Origin of the sequence: Paraburkholderia sp. Clong3, assembly GCF_050436485.1 — a bacterium.
In the GTDB taxonomy this organism is placed as follows: domain Bacteria; phylum Pseudomonadota; class Gammaproteobacteria; order Burkholderiales; family Burkholderiaceae; genus Paraburkholderia; species Paraburkholderia tuberum.
Map to the genome: position 1 here is coordinate 2,572,683 of NZ_JBNDMH010000003.1, position 13,229 is coordinate 2,585,911.

Annotated in this window: 11 protein-coding genes and 1 pseudogene; 4 read left to right on the top strand and 8 right to left on the bottom strand. The window is 65.2% G+C overall.

Translation table 11 applies throughout. The features are described 5' to 3' along the window. Positions 1-51 precede the first annotated feature (51 nt). The gene (locus OKW30_RS35150; RefSeq protein ID WP_429348896.1) at positions 52-3,537 is read right to left on the bottom strand and encodes a DUF2126 domain-containing protein; all 3,486 of its coding nucleotides are present in this window, start codon (positions 3,535-3,537) and stop codon (positions 52-54) included. 326 nt (positions 3,538-3,863) lie between these two features. Here OKW30_RS35150 and OKW30_RS35155 point away from each other — a divergent pair, with 326 nt between their 5' ends. Continuing rightward, complete coding sequence (locus tag OKW30_RS35155; protein ID WP_429348897.1) at positions 3,864-4,964, top strand: zinc-binding metallopeptidase family protein; 1,101 nt, start codon at positions 3,864-3,866, stop codon at positions 4,962-4,964. A 118-nt stretch (positions 4,965-5,082) separates the two neighbouring features. Here the strand turns inward: OKW30_RS35155 and OKW30_RS35160 are convergent, their stop codons facing one another. From OKW30_RS35160 to OKW30_RS35170, 3 genes are all read right to left on the bottom strand, one after another. Continuing rightward, positions 5,083-6,363: a DUF3443 domain-containing protein gene (locus OKW30_RS35160; RefSeq protein WP_429349222.1), complete on the bottom strand. Its 1,281-nt coding sequence runs from the start codon at positions 6,361-6,363 to the stop codon at positions 5,083-5,085. A gap of 32 nt (positions 6,364-6,395) precedes the next feature. Continuing rightward, positions 6,396-6,845, bottom strand: a complete 450-nt coding sequence (locus OKW30_RS35165; protein WP_429349223.1) for a DUF2844 domain-containing protein — start codon at positions 6,843-6,845, stop codon at positions 6,396-6,398. A gap of 523 nt (positions 6,846-7,368) precedes the next feature. Continuing rightward, the gene (locus OKW30_RS35170; RefSeq protein WP_184063168.1) at positions 7,369-7,794 is read right to left on the bottom strand and encodes a phasin family protein; all 426 of its coding nucleotides are present in this window, start codon (positions 7,792-7,794) and stop codon (positions 7,369-7,371) included. A 375-nt stretch (positions 7,795-8,169) separates the two neighbouring features. Between OKW30_RS35170 and OKW30_RS35175 the strand changes: the two genes are divergently transcribed. Next, positions 8,170-8,622 (top strand): hypothetical protein, encoded by a 453-nt coding sequence (locus OKW30_RS35175; RefSeq protein WP_184063170.1) that lies wholly within the window; start codon positions 8,170-8,172, stop codon positions 8,620-8,622. 474 nt (positions 8,623-9,096) lie between these two features. Here OKW30_RS35175 and OKW30_RS35180 read toward each other — a convergent pair whose 3' ends face one another. Continuing rightward, positions 9,097-9,222, bottom strand: a complete 126-nt coding sequence (locus OKW30_RS35180; protein WP_429349241.1) for a hypothetical protein — start codon at positions 9,220-9,222, stop codon at positions 9,097-9,099. Here OKW30_RS35180 and OKW30_RS35185 point away from each other — a divergent pair. Further along, positions 9,200-9,991, top strand: coding sequence for a DUF4410 domain-containing protein (locus OKW30_RS35185; RefSeq protein WP_429348898.1), 792 nt, complete (start codon positions 9,200-9,202; stop codon positions 9,989-9,991). The two genes, OKW30_RS35180 and OKW30_RS35185, sit on opposite strands and share 23 nt — an antisense overlap. A gap of 111 nt (positions 9,992-10,102) precedes the next feature. Here the strand turns inward: OKW30_RS35185 and OKW30_RS35190 are convergent, their stop codons facing one another. Beyond that, positions 10,103-10,534 (bottom strand): response regulator, encoded by a 432-nt coding sequence (locus OKW30_RS35190; protein WP_184063174.1) that lies wholly within the window; start codon positions 10,532-10,534, stop codon positions 10,103-10,105. Positions 10,535-10,847: 313 nt separating this feature from the next. Here OKW30_RS35190 and OKW30_RS35195 point away from each other — a divergent pair. After that, a pseudogene (locus OKW30_RS35195) lies at positions 10,848-12,159 on the top strand (TonB-dependent receptor domain-containing protein). 126 nt (positions 12,160-12,285) lie between these two features. Here OKW30_RS35195 and OKW30_RS35200 read toward each other — a convergent pair. Continuing rightward, the gene (locus OKW30_RS35200; protein ID WP_167368721.1) at positions 12,286-12,423 is read right to left on the bottom strand and encodes a hypothetical protein; all 138 of its coding nucleotides are present in this window, start codon (positions 12,421-12,423) and stop codon (positions 12,286-12,288) included. A 43-nt stretch (positions 12,424-12,466) separates the two neighbouring features. Further along, a complete protein-coding gene (locus OKW30_RS35205) occupies positions 12,467-12,964 on the bottom strand; it encodes a universal stress protein (RefSeq protein WP_429348899.1) in 498 nt (165 codons plus the stop codon). Between the last annotated feature and the right edge of the window lie 265 nt (positions 12,965-13,229).

A 13,229-nucleotide genomic window follows, 5' to 3' on the forward strand; every position in this document is an offset into this window, starting at 1 on the left:
GCAAAGTCGATTGAAAGGCCAAGGTCGTTTGCTGTCAGTGATGCGTGTTTTTCAACTGTGGCGCAGATCGAGCGTGAACGGAAATTCGCGGCTGCGCTGCGGTCTGCCCACGGCGAGCGGCCCGGGCGTATGACCCGACGCGAAGAAGCGCGCGCGTCGCCGGCTTTCCGCCTCGTAGGCGTTGACCGGGAAGGTCTGATAGTTGCGCCCGCCCGGATGAGCGACATGATACTGGCATCCGCCGAGCGAGCGGCCGCTCCATGTGTCGACGAGGTCGAACGTGAGCGGCGCGTGTACGCCGATCGTCGGATGCAGCGCCGAGGGCTGCGACCACGCGCGAAAACGCACGCCGGCCACGTATTCGCTGACGCGGCCGGTCGGCTGCAAAGGCACCGGCACGCCGTTGACGCTCAGCACGTGACGATTGCCGTTCAACCCGAGCGCGCGCACCTCGAGCCGCTCGACCGACGAATCGACATAGCGCACCGTGCCGCCGCTGGCGCCCTCCTCGCCCATCACGTGCCATGGTTCGAGCGCATTACGGATCGTCAGGTCGATGCCGCTCAGCGTCATCTCGCCGACGAGCGGGAAGCGGAACTCGAAGTGCGGCGCGAACCACGCGCTATCGAAGGCGAAGCCGGCTTCGCCGAGCTCGGCGAGCACGTCGTCGAAATCCATCTTCACGAAGGTGCCGAGCAGGAAGCGATCGTGCAACTCGGTGCCCCAGCGGGTGAGCCGCTGCGTGTACGGCATGCGCCAGAATCGCGCGACCAGTGCGCGCAGCAGCAGTTGCTGCACGAGACTCATGCGCGCGTGCGGCGGCATCTCGAAGCCGCGCAGCTCCAGCAGGCCGAGGCGGCCGGTCGGGCCGTCGGGCGAATACAGCTTGTCGATGCAGAACTCGGCGCGGTGCGTGTTGCCGGTCACGTCGATCAGGATGTTGCGCAGCGCGCGGTCGATCATCCACGGCGGCGGGTTGCCGCTGTCGCGGCCGCCGAGCAGATCGACCTGGCGTTGCAGTTCGGAGAACGCGATCTCGAGTTCGTAGACCTGATCGTTGCGCGCTTCGTCGACGCGCGGTGCCTGGCTCGTCGGTCCGATGAACAGCCCCGAGAACAGATACGACAGCGACGGATGGTTGTGCCAGTACGCGATCAGGCTCGCGAGCAGATCGGGCCGGCGCAGGAACGGGCTGTCGGCCGGCGTCGCGCCGCCGAGCACGAAGTGATTGCCGCCGCCGGTGCCAGTGTGGCGCCCGTCGAGCATGAACTTCTCGCTGCTCAGATAGCTGTGAGCGGCCGACTGATAAAGGTACTCGGTGTGATCGACGAGCTCGTCCCAGTTCGCGGCCGGATGAATGTTGACTTCGATCACGCCGGGGTCCGGTGTCACCTGCAGCACTTTCAGACGCGGATCGCGCGGCGGCGGATAGCCTTCGAGCACGATCTGCATCTTCAGCTCCGCGGCCGTCGCTTCGACTGCGGCGAGCAGGTCGAGATAGTCGTCGAGATCGGTCAGCGGCGGCATGAATACGTGCAGCAGCGTACGGCCGCTGCCGAACGAATCGGCTTCGGCTTCCGGGCCGGCCGCGCGTTTCGGGTCGCGCACCTCGACGCACAGCGCGGTACGCAGCGTGTCCTTCGACGATTCGCCACGCGCGGGCAGCGATTCGTCATGGCGCTGCGGCGCATACGCAAGCACGCCGCCGTGCGGCATGCCGCTCAGCAGATCGGCCGCCGGCAGCGACAGCGCGGCCGCCTGCCGCGCGCTGGTCTGTTCCTCGGCGACCTGCCGGCCCTCGCGCCCGCCTTCGTACTGCACGCGCAACTGCGCGGCCGTGCGCAGCGGCTGCGGCGGTGCGAACGGATCGTGCGCGTGCTGATACGGATAGTCGGTCTTCGACACCCACGGCAGCGATTCGAGCGGCAATCGGTAGCCCATCGGCGAATCGCCGGGAATCAGATACATGCGTTCGTCGCGGAAGAACCAGCGGCCCGTGATCCACGTCGGCGTGATGCCCGGCGCGCCGCGCTCGCGGCCGATCGGCAGCACGTAGCCCGCCGGGCTCGCGAGCCCGGCGTCGAACACGCGCCGCAGTCGCGCGCGTTCGAGCTCGTCGTCGAGCCGCGCGTCGAACGGATCGACGTTGACCGGCAGGCGACGCTCGCGCCACAGGTAGTACAAGGTGTCTTCGTAGCCTGGCTGGATGCAGTCGGCGTCGAGCGACAACTTCGCGGCCAGATGCGCGATGAAGCGTTGCGCGTCGGCGGCCGTGTAGCGGCCCGGCTCGCGTTCGTCGGCGAACAGGGCCGGGTTGTGCCAGCACGGCTCGCCGTCGGCGCGCCAGTACAGCGACATCGCCCAGCGCGGCAGTTGCTCGCCCGGATACCACTTGCCCTGGCCGATATGCAGGAAGCCGTTCGCGCCGTAGCGGTCGCGCAGCCGGTCCATCAGCGCGACCGCGTAGCCGCGCTTGGTGGGTCCAAGCGCGTCGGTGTTCCATTCGGCGGCGTCGCGATCGCGCACCGATACGAAGGTCGGCTCGCCGCCCATCGTCAGTCGCACGTCCATGTCGGCGAGTTCGTAGTCGACCCGCGCGCCCATCTTCAGCACGTCGCGCCACGCGGCTTCGCTATACGGCTTCGTGACGCGCGGCGACTCGAGCACGCGTTCGATCGACATCGTGTGTCCGAACTCGACCTCGCTTTCGTCGACCGCACCCGAGATCGGCGCCGCGCTGCCCGGCTCCGGCGTGCACGCGACCGGTATGTGCCCTTCCCCCGCGAGCAGCCCCGAGGTCGGATCGAGCCCGATCCAGCCCGCCCCTGGCAGATAGACCTCGCACCACGCGTGCAGGTCGGTGAAGTCGACCTCGGTGCCGCTCGGGCCGTCGATCGATCTGACGTCGGGCGCGAGCTGCAGCAGATAGCCCGACACGAAGCGCGCCGCGAAGCCCAGCTGCCGCAGCGTCTCGACGAGCAGCCAGCCCGAATCGCGGCACGAGCCCGCCGCATTGGTCAAGGTTTCCTCCGGCGTCTGCACGCCCGGCTCCATCCGGATCAGGTAGCGGATCTCGCGTTGCAGCCGCTGGTTCAGCGCCACCAGGAAGTTCGCGGTGCCGGCCGGCGTGCGGTCGATGCTCGCGACGAACTCGGCGAAGCGCGGCGTCATCGGCCGCTTCACGCAGTAGGGCGCGAGTTCGGCCGCCAGCTCCGGCGCGTAGTCGAATGGAAACTGCTCGGCCGACGGTTCGAGAAAGAAGTCGAACGGGTTGTAGACGGCCATTTCGGCGACCAGATCGACGCTCACCTTGAACTCACGGGTCTGCTCGGGAAACACGAGCCGCGCCTGATAGTTGGCGAACGCGTCCTGCTGCCAGTTGATGAAGTGCCCCGCGGGTTCGACGCGCATCGAGTACGACAGGATCGGCGTACGACAATGCGGCGCGGGCCGCAGCCGCACGACCTGGGGTGACAGCGTGACCAGCCTGTCGTAGCGGTAATGAGTAACGTGATGCAACGCGACGCGTATGGACACTCCGGACTCCTCGACGAAGGGGGGGCAGCCCGCCAAAAAAGCAAGCTCTATGCCGTTGCTGGACAAACCCGTATGAATCGTTTGGTGTTGTCTGAACTGCGTTTGCATTGCGTACCTTGCGCCCTGCCGCGGGCTCGCCTCGGACCGTGCACCAAAGCGGCGCAGCGCCGATGCACGATCATGACCGTACTGTGCGTTAAAGCGGTGACGTCTTGCAATCGCGGCATGAAGATTGCGACCGGCTTTCGTCCGCTATCGCGTTGATGATGCCGCTTACCATGGCTCATCATCGCAAACGACATAGCACCGATCACGAGGCCCGCCCGATGAAAACCTTCCACTGTAATCGCTGCGCGCACCTCGTGTTCTACGAGAACGTCCGCTGCGAGCGCTGCGAGTCGCTGCTCGGCTATCTGCCTGAACTGCGGGAAATCAGCGCGTTCGGGGACGCCGGCGACGGCCGCTGGCGCAGCCTGCATCCCGAGGCGAATGGCGCGCTGTTCCGACAATGCCACAACTACGCGGTCGAAAACGTCTGCAACTGGATGATCCCGGCCGATTCGCCCGACACGCTGTGCCACGCCTGCCAGTTGACCAGCACGATTCCGAACCTGAGCGAACCGGAAAACCGGCTCTACTGGTACCGGCTCGAAGTCGCGAAGCGGCGTCTGCTGTACACGCTGGCCGAGCTTGGCCTCGACGTGCGATCGCGCGACGCGGACCCCGAGCGCGGTCTCGCCTTCGAGTTTCTCGCCGACGGCGGCGACGGCAAACCCGTGATGACCGGTCACGACAACGGGCTGATCACGCTGAACATCGCCGAGGCCGACGACGCGCATCGCGAGAAAGTGCGCACCGCGATGGGCGAGCCGTACCGCACGCTGCTCGGCCACTTCCGCCACGAGACGGGCCACTACTTTTTCCGCCACCTGATCGAAACCGAGCCGCGCTGGCTCGAACCGTTTCGCAAGCTGTTCGGCGACGAGCAGGCCGACTACGGCGAAGCGCTGGACGCCTACTATCGCGACGGCGCGCCGGCCGACTGGCAGGCGTCGTACATCAGCGCTTACGCGACGATGCATCCGTGGGAAGACTGGGCGGAGACATGGGCGCACTATCTGCTGATCGTCGACGTGCTCGACACGTCGACGTCTTACGGCCTCGCGCTGCTGCCCGACGATCCGAGCGAGCCGACGCTGACCGACCGCACGCCGGTCGAGGACGCGAGCTTCGGCAATCTGATGAAGCGCTGGTTTCCGCTCACCTATGCGCTGAACAGTCTGAATCGCAGTCTCGGCATGCCCGACGGCTATCCGTTCACGCTCGCCGCGCCGGTGGTCGACAAGCTGCGCTTTGTGCATCGCGTGATCGCGGCAGCGGGTGACAAGCGCGACAAGCGGGGCGACCGCGAGCCAACCAGCGCATAAAAAAGCCCGCCGCCGGACCAGCCGGCAGCGGGCGCATATGACGCTCATCATCGAGCCGCGAGCAACCGGCTACACGCGCTCGGCTCGCCACTTCAATACGCGACTTCAGTACGCCACTTCAGTACGCCACATAAGGCCCCGTCCCACCCGGCGTCGACTGCTGCTCGATCGCCGCATAGACATTGCGACCGTAGAAGAACGGCAGCCCCCAGTCGAACACCGTCGACGTGACGAATGCCGGGCCCGCGAGCAGCGGCAATGCCGAGTCGCCGCTATAAGTCTGCGCGATCGACATCGCATTGCCGACGCTGAACGTCACCGCGCTCGTCGTGCCATTCACGCCTTCGATCATCGCGCTCAACTGCTGCGTCGAGCTCGGGCAGTAATAAGCGCTGTTCGGGCTCGCGCAGGCCGGCATCAAGGTGGTCTGGAAGAAGAGTCCCGTCGAGCCGCTGTCCATCATGCTGCGCGTATACGTGGTGCCGTTCTGCACCGTCGTGAACGTGCCGTTCGACGGGCTCACACCGACCACCTGCGCCCCGCCGAGCGCATTGTTGCTCTGCGTGCCGATGCCGAACACGAGTTGCCCCGACACCGATGGCGCGCCGACCGACACGGTCGGCAGACTGAGCATCGAGCCGTTGTTGTCGGTCGCGAAGTACGGCACCGGATTGGCGACCTGGTACATCTGCGCGAGCGGTATCGACGTGCAGCTGGTGCCGCCGCAACCATAGTAGGTCGCGGGGATCGCCTGCTGCACGCAGTTCGCGCCGCAGTCGTGCTTGAACACGCCGATGCCGAGAATGCCGTTCGCCTGCAAGGCGGCCGGCGTGTTGCGCGCCGCGCCGACGGCCGCGCAATCGCCCGGCAGCGACGCGTAGCCCGGATCGATCACCTGGATCGGCAGCGCAGCGGCTTTCTCGCCGGCGATCTGCACATCGGCGAGCTTCACCGCGCCCCACGTGTAGCCGTCGAAGAACTGCATGCATTCGGCAACCAGGTTGCCCGAGCCGTCCTTCTGCTGCGGCAGGCTCATCGACGCGGGCAATTGCGACGCGAACACGCGCACGCCCCACAAGCCGGTATCGACGAGCACGTGATCGATCGTCTGGCAGTTGCTGGTGCCGGGCGCGCAGATCGTGATGCTGACGAACGGCATGTTCGGCACGTTGCTGACGCCCGAGTCGACCGTCACGCGCACCGCGTTGGCGGCCAGCACCTGCGGCGACGGCGACGTGTTGGTCACGGTCGAACCCGAGGAGCTGGTCGAGCTGCCCGAACCGTTCGAGTTGCTGGAGGTGCTCGAATCGGCCGTGGTGCTCGCGCTGCCGCCCCCGCCGCCGCACGCGCTCAACAGCAGCGCCAGAACCACGATGGGCGCCGCGCCCAGCAGAGTCATCCACGAAGACCTGGATCGCATGATTCGCTCCGTTATTGAATAACGCTGACGTCGACGCCCGCGGGCACCGCCTGCGGCAGATAGGCGTAGCCGGTGAACGCGCGCAGATGGCCGCTCGAGAACACCACGAGATCACTGTTCGAGACCGCGAGCGGCGCGCCGCGCCGCGCCGCGCTGGCGGCGACGTAGGCATCGAAGGACGCGCCGAGCATCGCCTTCAGATCGGGCAGCGTCGGGCCATCCCACGCAACGCCGAACACGATGCCGTTGGCCGCCACGTATTCGCGCACCTGGGTGCCGGACGGCAGCGTCAGCGCATGCACTGAATACGCGCCCTGTGCGCTGGCCGCGCGAGCAACCGCATGCAGGCGCGTCTGATCGCTGTCGACGGTGCTGGCGTTCTGGCCGACCGTCGCGTGCGCGCCGAACGGCAACGCGCAGCTCGCCCCGAGCATTGCGCAGGCAATGCGGGTGAGAAGCATCGGTTTCAAGAGATTTCCTTCGAGGTGAAACGCCGCGACCTGCATGTAGCCGATCACAAACGCGAGACTAGGGGCGCACACCTGACCGGCAAAGCCGGTTGCCTTCACGCCGGTTGGGCTGCGTGAATGCGTCTACGGAAAGGCGAGGCGAAACTTTAGTCAGGGGAATGGCGCGCGGCAATCGTTTGCGGCGCGATCGAAACTGTTCGGAGTTCCTGAATCGATCGATCAAGTTTGATCAGCGTGGGCAAAGCCTTTTGGCGACAATGCTTTGACGCTTATTCGGTTTCCGTCTGACATTTAGAACTGACCGACTGCGAAAATTGCGGCCGCCACGCGTAAAAGTTGCGAACGTGAGCAGCGTTTGTTCTTCGATGTAAGCGTCTGCCGAATAACGAGCGGGCGGAGTCCGCATTCCTCTGACTACATGAGGCTTGCGGCACAGATCCCGACGGGGCAAAAAAAAAAGCGGAGGGCCTGGCGGCCCTCCGCTTCATAGATCGTCCGGAACACGCGGCGTGCGCTACTTCTTCGGTTGCTGAAGAAGCGACTTCAACTCCTGCACGTTCTCCTCGACGCGTTTCGCGATCACCCCATACGACTCCGCCTGCGTCTGATACGCGGCTTGTGCGAGCTGTTGCATGTCGGCGAGCGATTTGTGCAGGCTCTGCTGGATCAGCTCCGCGGTTTTGGTCGACGGCGCGGTGCCGGCCGCCGTGAGCTGCGCAGTCAGCGCCTGTAGCTCGCCCAGCGTGGTGCGCAGCATGTCGGCCTGTTTCTGCGCGAGCGACTGCATCCCCTGGAATGCTGTCTGATTCGCCTGAACCAGCGCTTCCATGTCCTTTCGGCGCGCTTCCATGATGGCGGGCACGTCGAATCCGGGGAGCTTGAACTGCTCCAGCATTTTGGTTAGATCGCCAAACGGATTGGCTGCATCGGGTCGGTCCATGCGAAATCCTCCTTGCGGTTGAAGACTCATCGCCTCGGCGTCGCCCGCACCAGGCGCGACGCCGATGCCGGCGGCTGCGTGTGCCGCGCGTGCCGCCACAGCAAGGTGCTTTTGGGGTCGCACGGCACATCGGAGCAATCATGCGCTATCCGGCTGGGTTGCGCCAGCGGACTCACCCTGGCGAAAACCGGTTCACGGCAACGTGCGTCGCTTCGGGGTCTGCGCCGCAGAGCCGCGCGCCGCTTGGCCGCGCGCCGCGAAAGGCTCGGAAAGTTACTGAATGGCTTTCGTAACCCGACGAATCAGCGGGTCGACTATCGTTGCGAGGAGCCGGTCCATCGTGGCGCCGGCGCTGTTTTCGATGGGAGCGACATCATGAGAAACGCATTCTTCGGCGCGGCCGTGGCCGCGGTTCTTGGCATCATCGCGACGGCCGCGCTCGCCGACGACGGCATGCCGCCGTCCCCGCCCGCCGCTATGCACGACGGCGGCCCGCGCGGCGACGGGCCGCCGGGGCATGGTCCGATGATGGGGCACCCGAGCCCAGCTTTCGCGGTGATCAATGATCTCGAACAACTGCGCCGTCTATACGCGCTAAACGGTCATGAAGGCGAGATCGTCGCCGTCTACCACGAGGTTCTGAACAAGACCCAGGATCGGATGCTGCGTCACTACGTGTACGACTCGCTCGCACGCGAGCAGCTGAAGCCCGCCAATCCCGAGCAGGCGATCGCGACGCTACGCACGAGTCTCGCCGAAGATCTCGTGGCGGCGAACAAGGCGCCGCATGGCACGCCGCCGGGTCAGCCAGCGGCACAACCGCAATAAATTTTCATCGCGAATTGCGAATAAAGCGCCGCGCCACGTGGCGCTTTTTCTTTGCGCCGGAGCATGCGAGCGCGTTCGAGCGACCGCTCCATCGCCGCATCTCGTCCGTGCGCTCCCGCAGCCCCGCCCCGCGCGGCTTTCCGGGACTACGTTGCCTGTCCCACATTGGCGCTTCACTGATGCTTTTCATCTTCCGTCAGGTGATTACGATAGGAGCTCCGCAACGTCAGGGCAGGGTGAAGGAATGCGCTATCCGCTGGACATGGCCATTGCCGCCGCCCTGCTAGTTTTCGTCCTGTGCTGCATCGTCAAGCTCGCTTTGAGCTGATCGGCGGCTCGACGTCCGCGCGCTCTTCTTCGTTTCGCCGTGACATCGCTCGAAATAATTGTTGAATGGAGTTCGGCGAGCCGCTCACCCATACTTCGTTCGCTGCCGGTGCGTGACGAATCACAGACGCATGAGATCGAAAGGCTTCACGTGCGAATCCCTTCGCCGATGATCGACGATCCCCCGGTTGCCCGATCATCGGCGATGGACTCGAACAGACTGGCACCGCGTGCCGACCACAGGATCATCATGTTGACTTCAGTGAACTTCATCAAAAAGAACGCCGCTCGTTTCACCTGCATGGCATTCGTGTGCGGCGGCGCGCTGCTGAGCGGCTGCGCCGGCGCCAGCGTCACGAATCTGAGCGCGACGAGCACGTCCGCGACGGCCGACGCAGGCACGCAATCGACGATGCATCCGGACACGATCTACGTCTACACGTTCGATGCCGATCCGCAGCAGGTAAAGCTCGACAACGGCGGCATGCTGCAAAAACTGAAGATGCAGATGTCGGGCTCGTCGGACGCGCAGCAGCAGGTTGCCGATGCCGCCCAGGTGCGCGAGCAGGTCGCCGACGAGATCGTCCATCAGTTGCAGGCGATGGGTCTGCACGCGGTGCGCACCGACGCGCCGGTGCCCGCCGGCCAGAACGTGCTGCTCGTGCAAGGCAGCTTCGAGACGATCGACGCCGGCAATCGCCGCCGCCGCACGCTGATCGGCTTGGGCGCGGGCAAGAGCGAGGTGAGCAGCGCGGTGCGGATCGTCTACCAGCCCGCGGGCGGCACGCCGCGTGTCGTGCAGAGCTTCACGGCCAACGCGGACAGCGGCAAGATGCCCGGCATGGTCGAAACCGCCGGGGTCGGCGCGGCGGCCGGCACCGTCGCGACCGCGGCAGCGGCCGGCGCGGGCCTGCACGGCGTGACCGAAACGAAGCGCGCGGGCGTGTCGGACGAAGCAAAGCGCCTCGCCGATGCAGTCGCGAAACAGATCGCGCAGTTCGGCGTGCAAGCCGGCTGGATGCAGACCGCGCGAAAGAGCTGAGCGGTTGAGCGCGGCGGGTTGCGGGTCCGACAAAAAAGCGCGGTTGAAAAGCGCGGCGGTGTGGAGCGATGTCCACGCCGCCGCGTTTTTTTATCGACGCGCGCCCCGTCGCTAGCCGCGCCACAACCCTCGCAGCAGTGCGAGCAACGCGGCCGGCGCCGTGCCCTTCTGGCAATAACCGTCGAAGTTGTGGCGCTCGCGGCCGGTTTGCCTCACGTGGTCCTCGTCTAGTGACGTAAACGCGACGATGCCGAGGCTGTGCGTCGGCAGATAGCGGCGCAGCGCGCTCGCCGTTTCGTAGCCGTCGCGCTCCGGCATCATGATGTCGAGCACGACGACGTCGGGCACCCAGTTGCGCACGCAGTGCAGCGCCGCCGTGCAGCCGGTCGCGGCGCGCGCCTCGACGCCCTCGTAGGAAAGCCAGGTGGCAAGCGCTTCGGCGGCGTTCTCGTTGTCGTCGATGACGAGCACGCGCGGCACGCCGTGCAATAGCTGGACCTCTCGGGCGCTCCACCTCTGGCAGGTTGTCGGATTTCGTGGCATGTATGGCGGCCTGCGAGTAAACCTTTGGGTGGGTAGCAAGCGCTGTACCGCGGCTGCGGCGGCGTCAAACCCGCGCGTCGCGGCGGCTTGACGTCATCAAAACCTCCACTTTTGCCATCAGTTCTGTAAATCGTTGCGCTTCTATAGTGGGAATGATTCCTATTTGCACTATGCTTCCGCCGAACCTTTCGTTTCGCGCTCGGACCGCTTGCATAAATGACATCGTCCGCGCGTGCAACCAGGAGAAATGCCGCTCGGATTCCAACTAGCGCCCCGGGACGGAAGATCGACGACCACGCCTACTTTCCAATTCATGTCCGTTTCACGCTGGAATCGCCCGCAGGCCATGCCTGCTCAAGCCACTCTGCATCGCGCCACCATCCTCGCCGCCATCGCCGTCGCTTTCAGTGTCCCGGCCAGCGCGTTCGCTCAATCCACCGACTCCGCCCCCGCCGCCGACGGCACGCTGCCCGCCATCAAGGTTCAGGCGGCCGCCGTCGAAGAGTTGCCCGGCGACCTGTCGCCGACATACGCGGGCGGCCAGGTCGCGCGCGGCGCCGACTACGGTGTGCTCGGCAAGCAGCGCAACATCGACATGCCGTTCAGCATGACGACCTACACGGCCAAGCTGATCAAGGATCAGCAGGCGCGCACGCTCGCCGATGTGGTCGAAAACGACCCGTCGGTGCGAACCGCATACGGCTACGGCGATGTCAGGCGGCAACCTGGCCGATCCGGGCATGACGGCCACCACGGTGATCCGCAGCGTGTCCGCGTCCGATACGCTCGGCTTCCTGCATGACCGGGTGCTGTTCACGGTCGGCGCGCGTCGCCAGCAGATCGCGACGGCCAACTACGACAACACGGGCATCGGCAGCGGCAACTACAGCGACGGCATCACGACGCCGCTGTTCGGCCTCGTTCTGCGCCCGACGCAGAACGTGTCGATCTTCGCGAACCGCAGCGAAGCGCTGGCAGCGGGCAGCATCGCGCCGGCGGGCACGCTGAACTACGGTCAACAACTGGCGCCGGTCCGCACGAAGCAGTGGGAAATGGGTGTCAAGTACGACACCGAAAGGCTCGGCGCGTCGTTTGCCGCTTTCCAGATCGAACAGCCGTCGGCGTTCACCGACCCGGCCACGCATATCTATGGCCTGAACGGCAACGAACGCCATCGCGGTCTCGAAGCCGAAGTGCACGGCGAGCCGCTCAAGGGCCTGCGTCTGCTGGCCGGCGCTTCGCTGATGGACGCGACGCTCGAGAACACACCAGGCGGAACCTACGACGGCAACCGTCCGGTGGGCGTGCCGACTTTCCTGTTCAATCTGGGCGCCGATTACGACATTCCGATGGTGCCGGGGCTCGCGGTCAACGCGCGCTGGATCCATACCGGCGCGCAGGAAGCGAACGCGGCCAACACGCTGTCGATCCCGTCGTGGAACCGCTTCGACCTGGGGGCGCGTTACGAGACGTCCATCTACGGCAAGAGGACGACGTTGCGCGCCACCGTGCAGAACGTGACGAACAAGGCGTACTGGTCAGCCGTGTCGGCCTACGGCGCGACGACGTACCTGACCCAGGGCGCACCGCGTACGTTCCTGTTGTCGGTCAGCACCGACTTCTGATTGTCTGACGTGACGTCGGTCGCCTGTGCCAGCGGTTTGCATGCATGACTAAAACGCTGCCAGCCTTTCGGGCTGGCAGCGTTTTAGTGTTTCCGCGCGAACTGAACGGCGTGGCGCCGCCCCTCGTCACTCGACCGGCGGCTCGCCTTCGGGTTTTTTCTTCGGCCGCTGCGCATCGGCGGCGCGCTGCGGCAGCTTGCTCTTTTCGTTATCGCTGTGCCTGACGGGCTGAGGATGATTGAACTGTTCGTCGACGTCTTTCATGGTGTGCCTCCGTGCCAACGCAACTCAACACACAACACAACGCTCATGAATGTTCGGCGGACCGCGCGGTCTCGCCCGTGCCTGCGGCTGCGGCTGGCGCATCGGTTGCCGCGCCCATCGTGACCAGCACGCTGCACGTCACGCGATCGAGCAGCAGCCCGTCGTGCCGGCCACCCCACCATCGCGCGAGTCCGTGACTGCGACGATGACCGACGACGACCAGATCGGCCTTCAGATCGTTAGCGAAAAACGGAATCTCATCGAGTGGTTCGCCGATCGCGAGATGACCGGTCGCGCGAATTCCGCGTGCGGCGAGCTTCTGTAGGCCCTCGTCGAGCAGCGTTTTGGCGGATTCGTTGATGAAATCGATCGGCACCGTGGACGTGATGTCCGCGCCCTGCATCCACGCCGTATTGTTGAGCACGGAAAGCAGGTGCACTTCAGCGTTCAGGTCTTGCGCGAGAGCGGCACCGTCCTTCAACGCGTGTTGTCCTTCGCGAGTTCCGTCGTAGCAGAGAAGAATGCGCTTGAAGCTCGACATGAGAACCTCCTTGCGCCGTGCGGCACGTGATCAATTAATTATATGTCAGTTCGTGATATATACCGCGCGACACCGATCCATGCAAATACCTACAGAAACGCCGTCAAACAGGCACTATTCGCCAGTTTCGGCGGCCACCGAATCCCTGCCCTGGAATAGCGGTTGCTCGGCACGGCGATCAGGAACACCGCGCTACGACTCAGGCCACAGAAAGAAAACATGAGCAGCGTTTGCCGCGGGATCGACGGGCAAACCATAGCCATGC

Coding starts and splice junctions, on each gene's coding strand:
- OKW30_RS35160 (WP_429349222.1), bottom strand. CDS start 6,363: ATGACTCTGCTGGGCGCGGCGCCCATCGTGGTTCTGGCGCTGCTGTTG.
- OKW30_RS35200 (WP_167368721.1), bottom strand. CDS start 12,423: ATGAAAGACGTCGACGAACAGTTCAATCATCCTCAGCCCGTCAGGCAC.
- OKW30_RS35180 (WP_429349241.1), bottom strand. CDS start 9,222: ATGAAGTTCACTGAAGTCAACATGATGATCCTGTGGTCGGCACGCGGT.
- OKW30_RS35185 (WP_429348898.1), top strand. CDS start 9,200: ATGTTGACTTCAGTGAACTTCATCAAAAAGAACGCCGCTCGTTTCACC.
- OKW30_RS35155 (WP_429348897.1), top strand. CDS start 3,864: ATGAAAACCTTCCACTGTAATCGCTGCGCGCACCTCGTGTTCTACGAG.
- OKW30_RS35205 (WP_429348899.1), bottom strand. CDS start 12,964: ATGTCGAGCTTCAAGCGCATTCTTCTCTGCTACGACGGAACTCGCGAA.
- OKW30_RS35170 (WP_184063168.1), bottom strand. CDS start 7,794: ATGGACCGACCCGATGCAGCCAATCCGTTTGGCGATCTAACCAAAATG.
- OKW30_RS35175 (WP_184063170.1), top strand. CDS start 8,170: ATGAGAAACGCATTCTTCGGCGCGGCCGTGGCCGCGGTTCTTGGCATC.
- OKW30_RS35190 (WP_184063174.1), bottom strand. CDS start 10,534: ATGCCACGAAATCCGACAACCTGCCAGAGGTGGAGCGCCCGAGAGGTC.
- OKW30_RS35165 (WP_429349223.1), bottom strand. CDS start 6,845: ATGCTTCTCACCCGCATTGCCTGCGCAATGCTCGGGGCGAGCTGCGCG.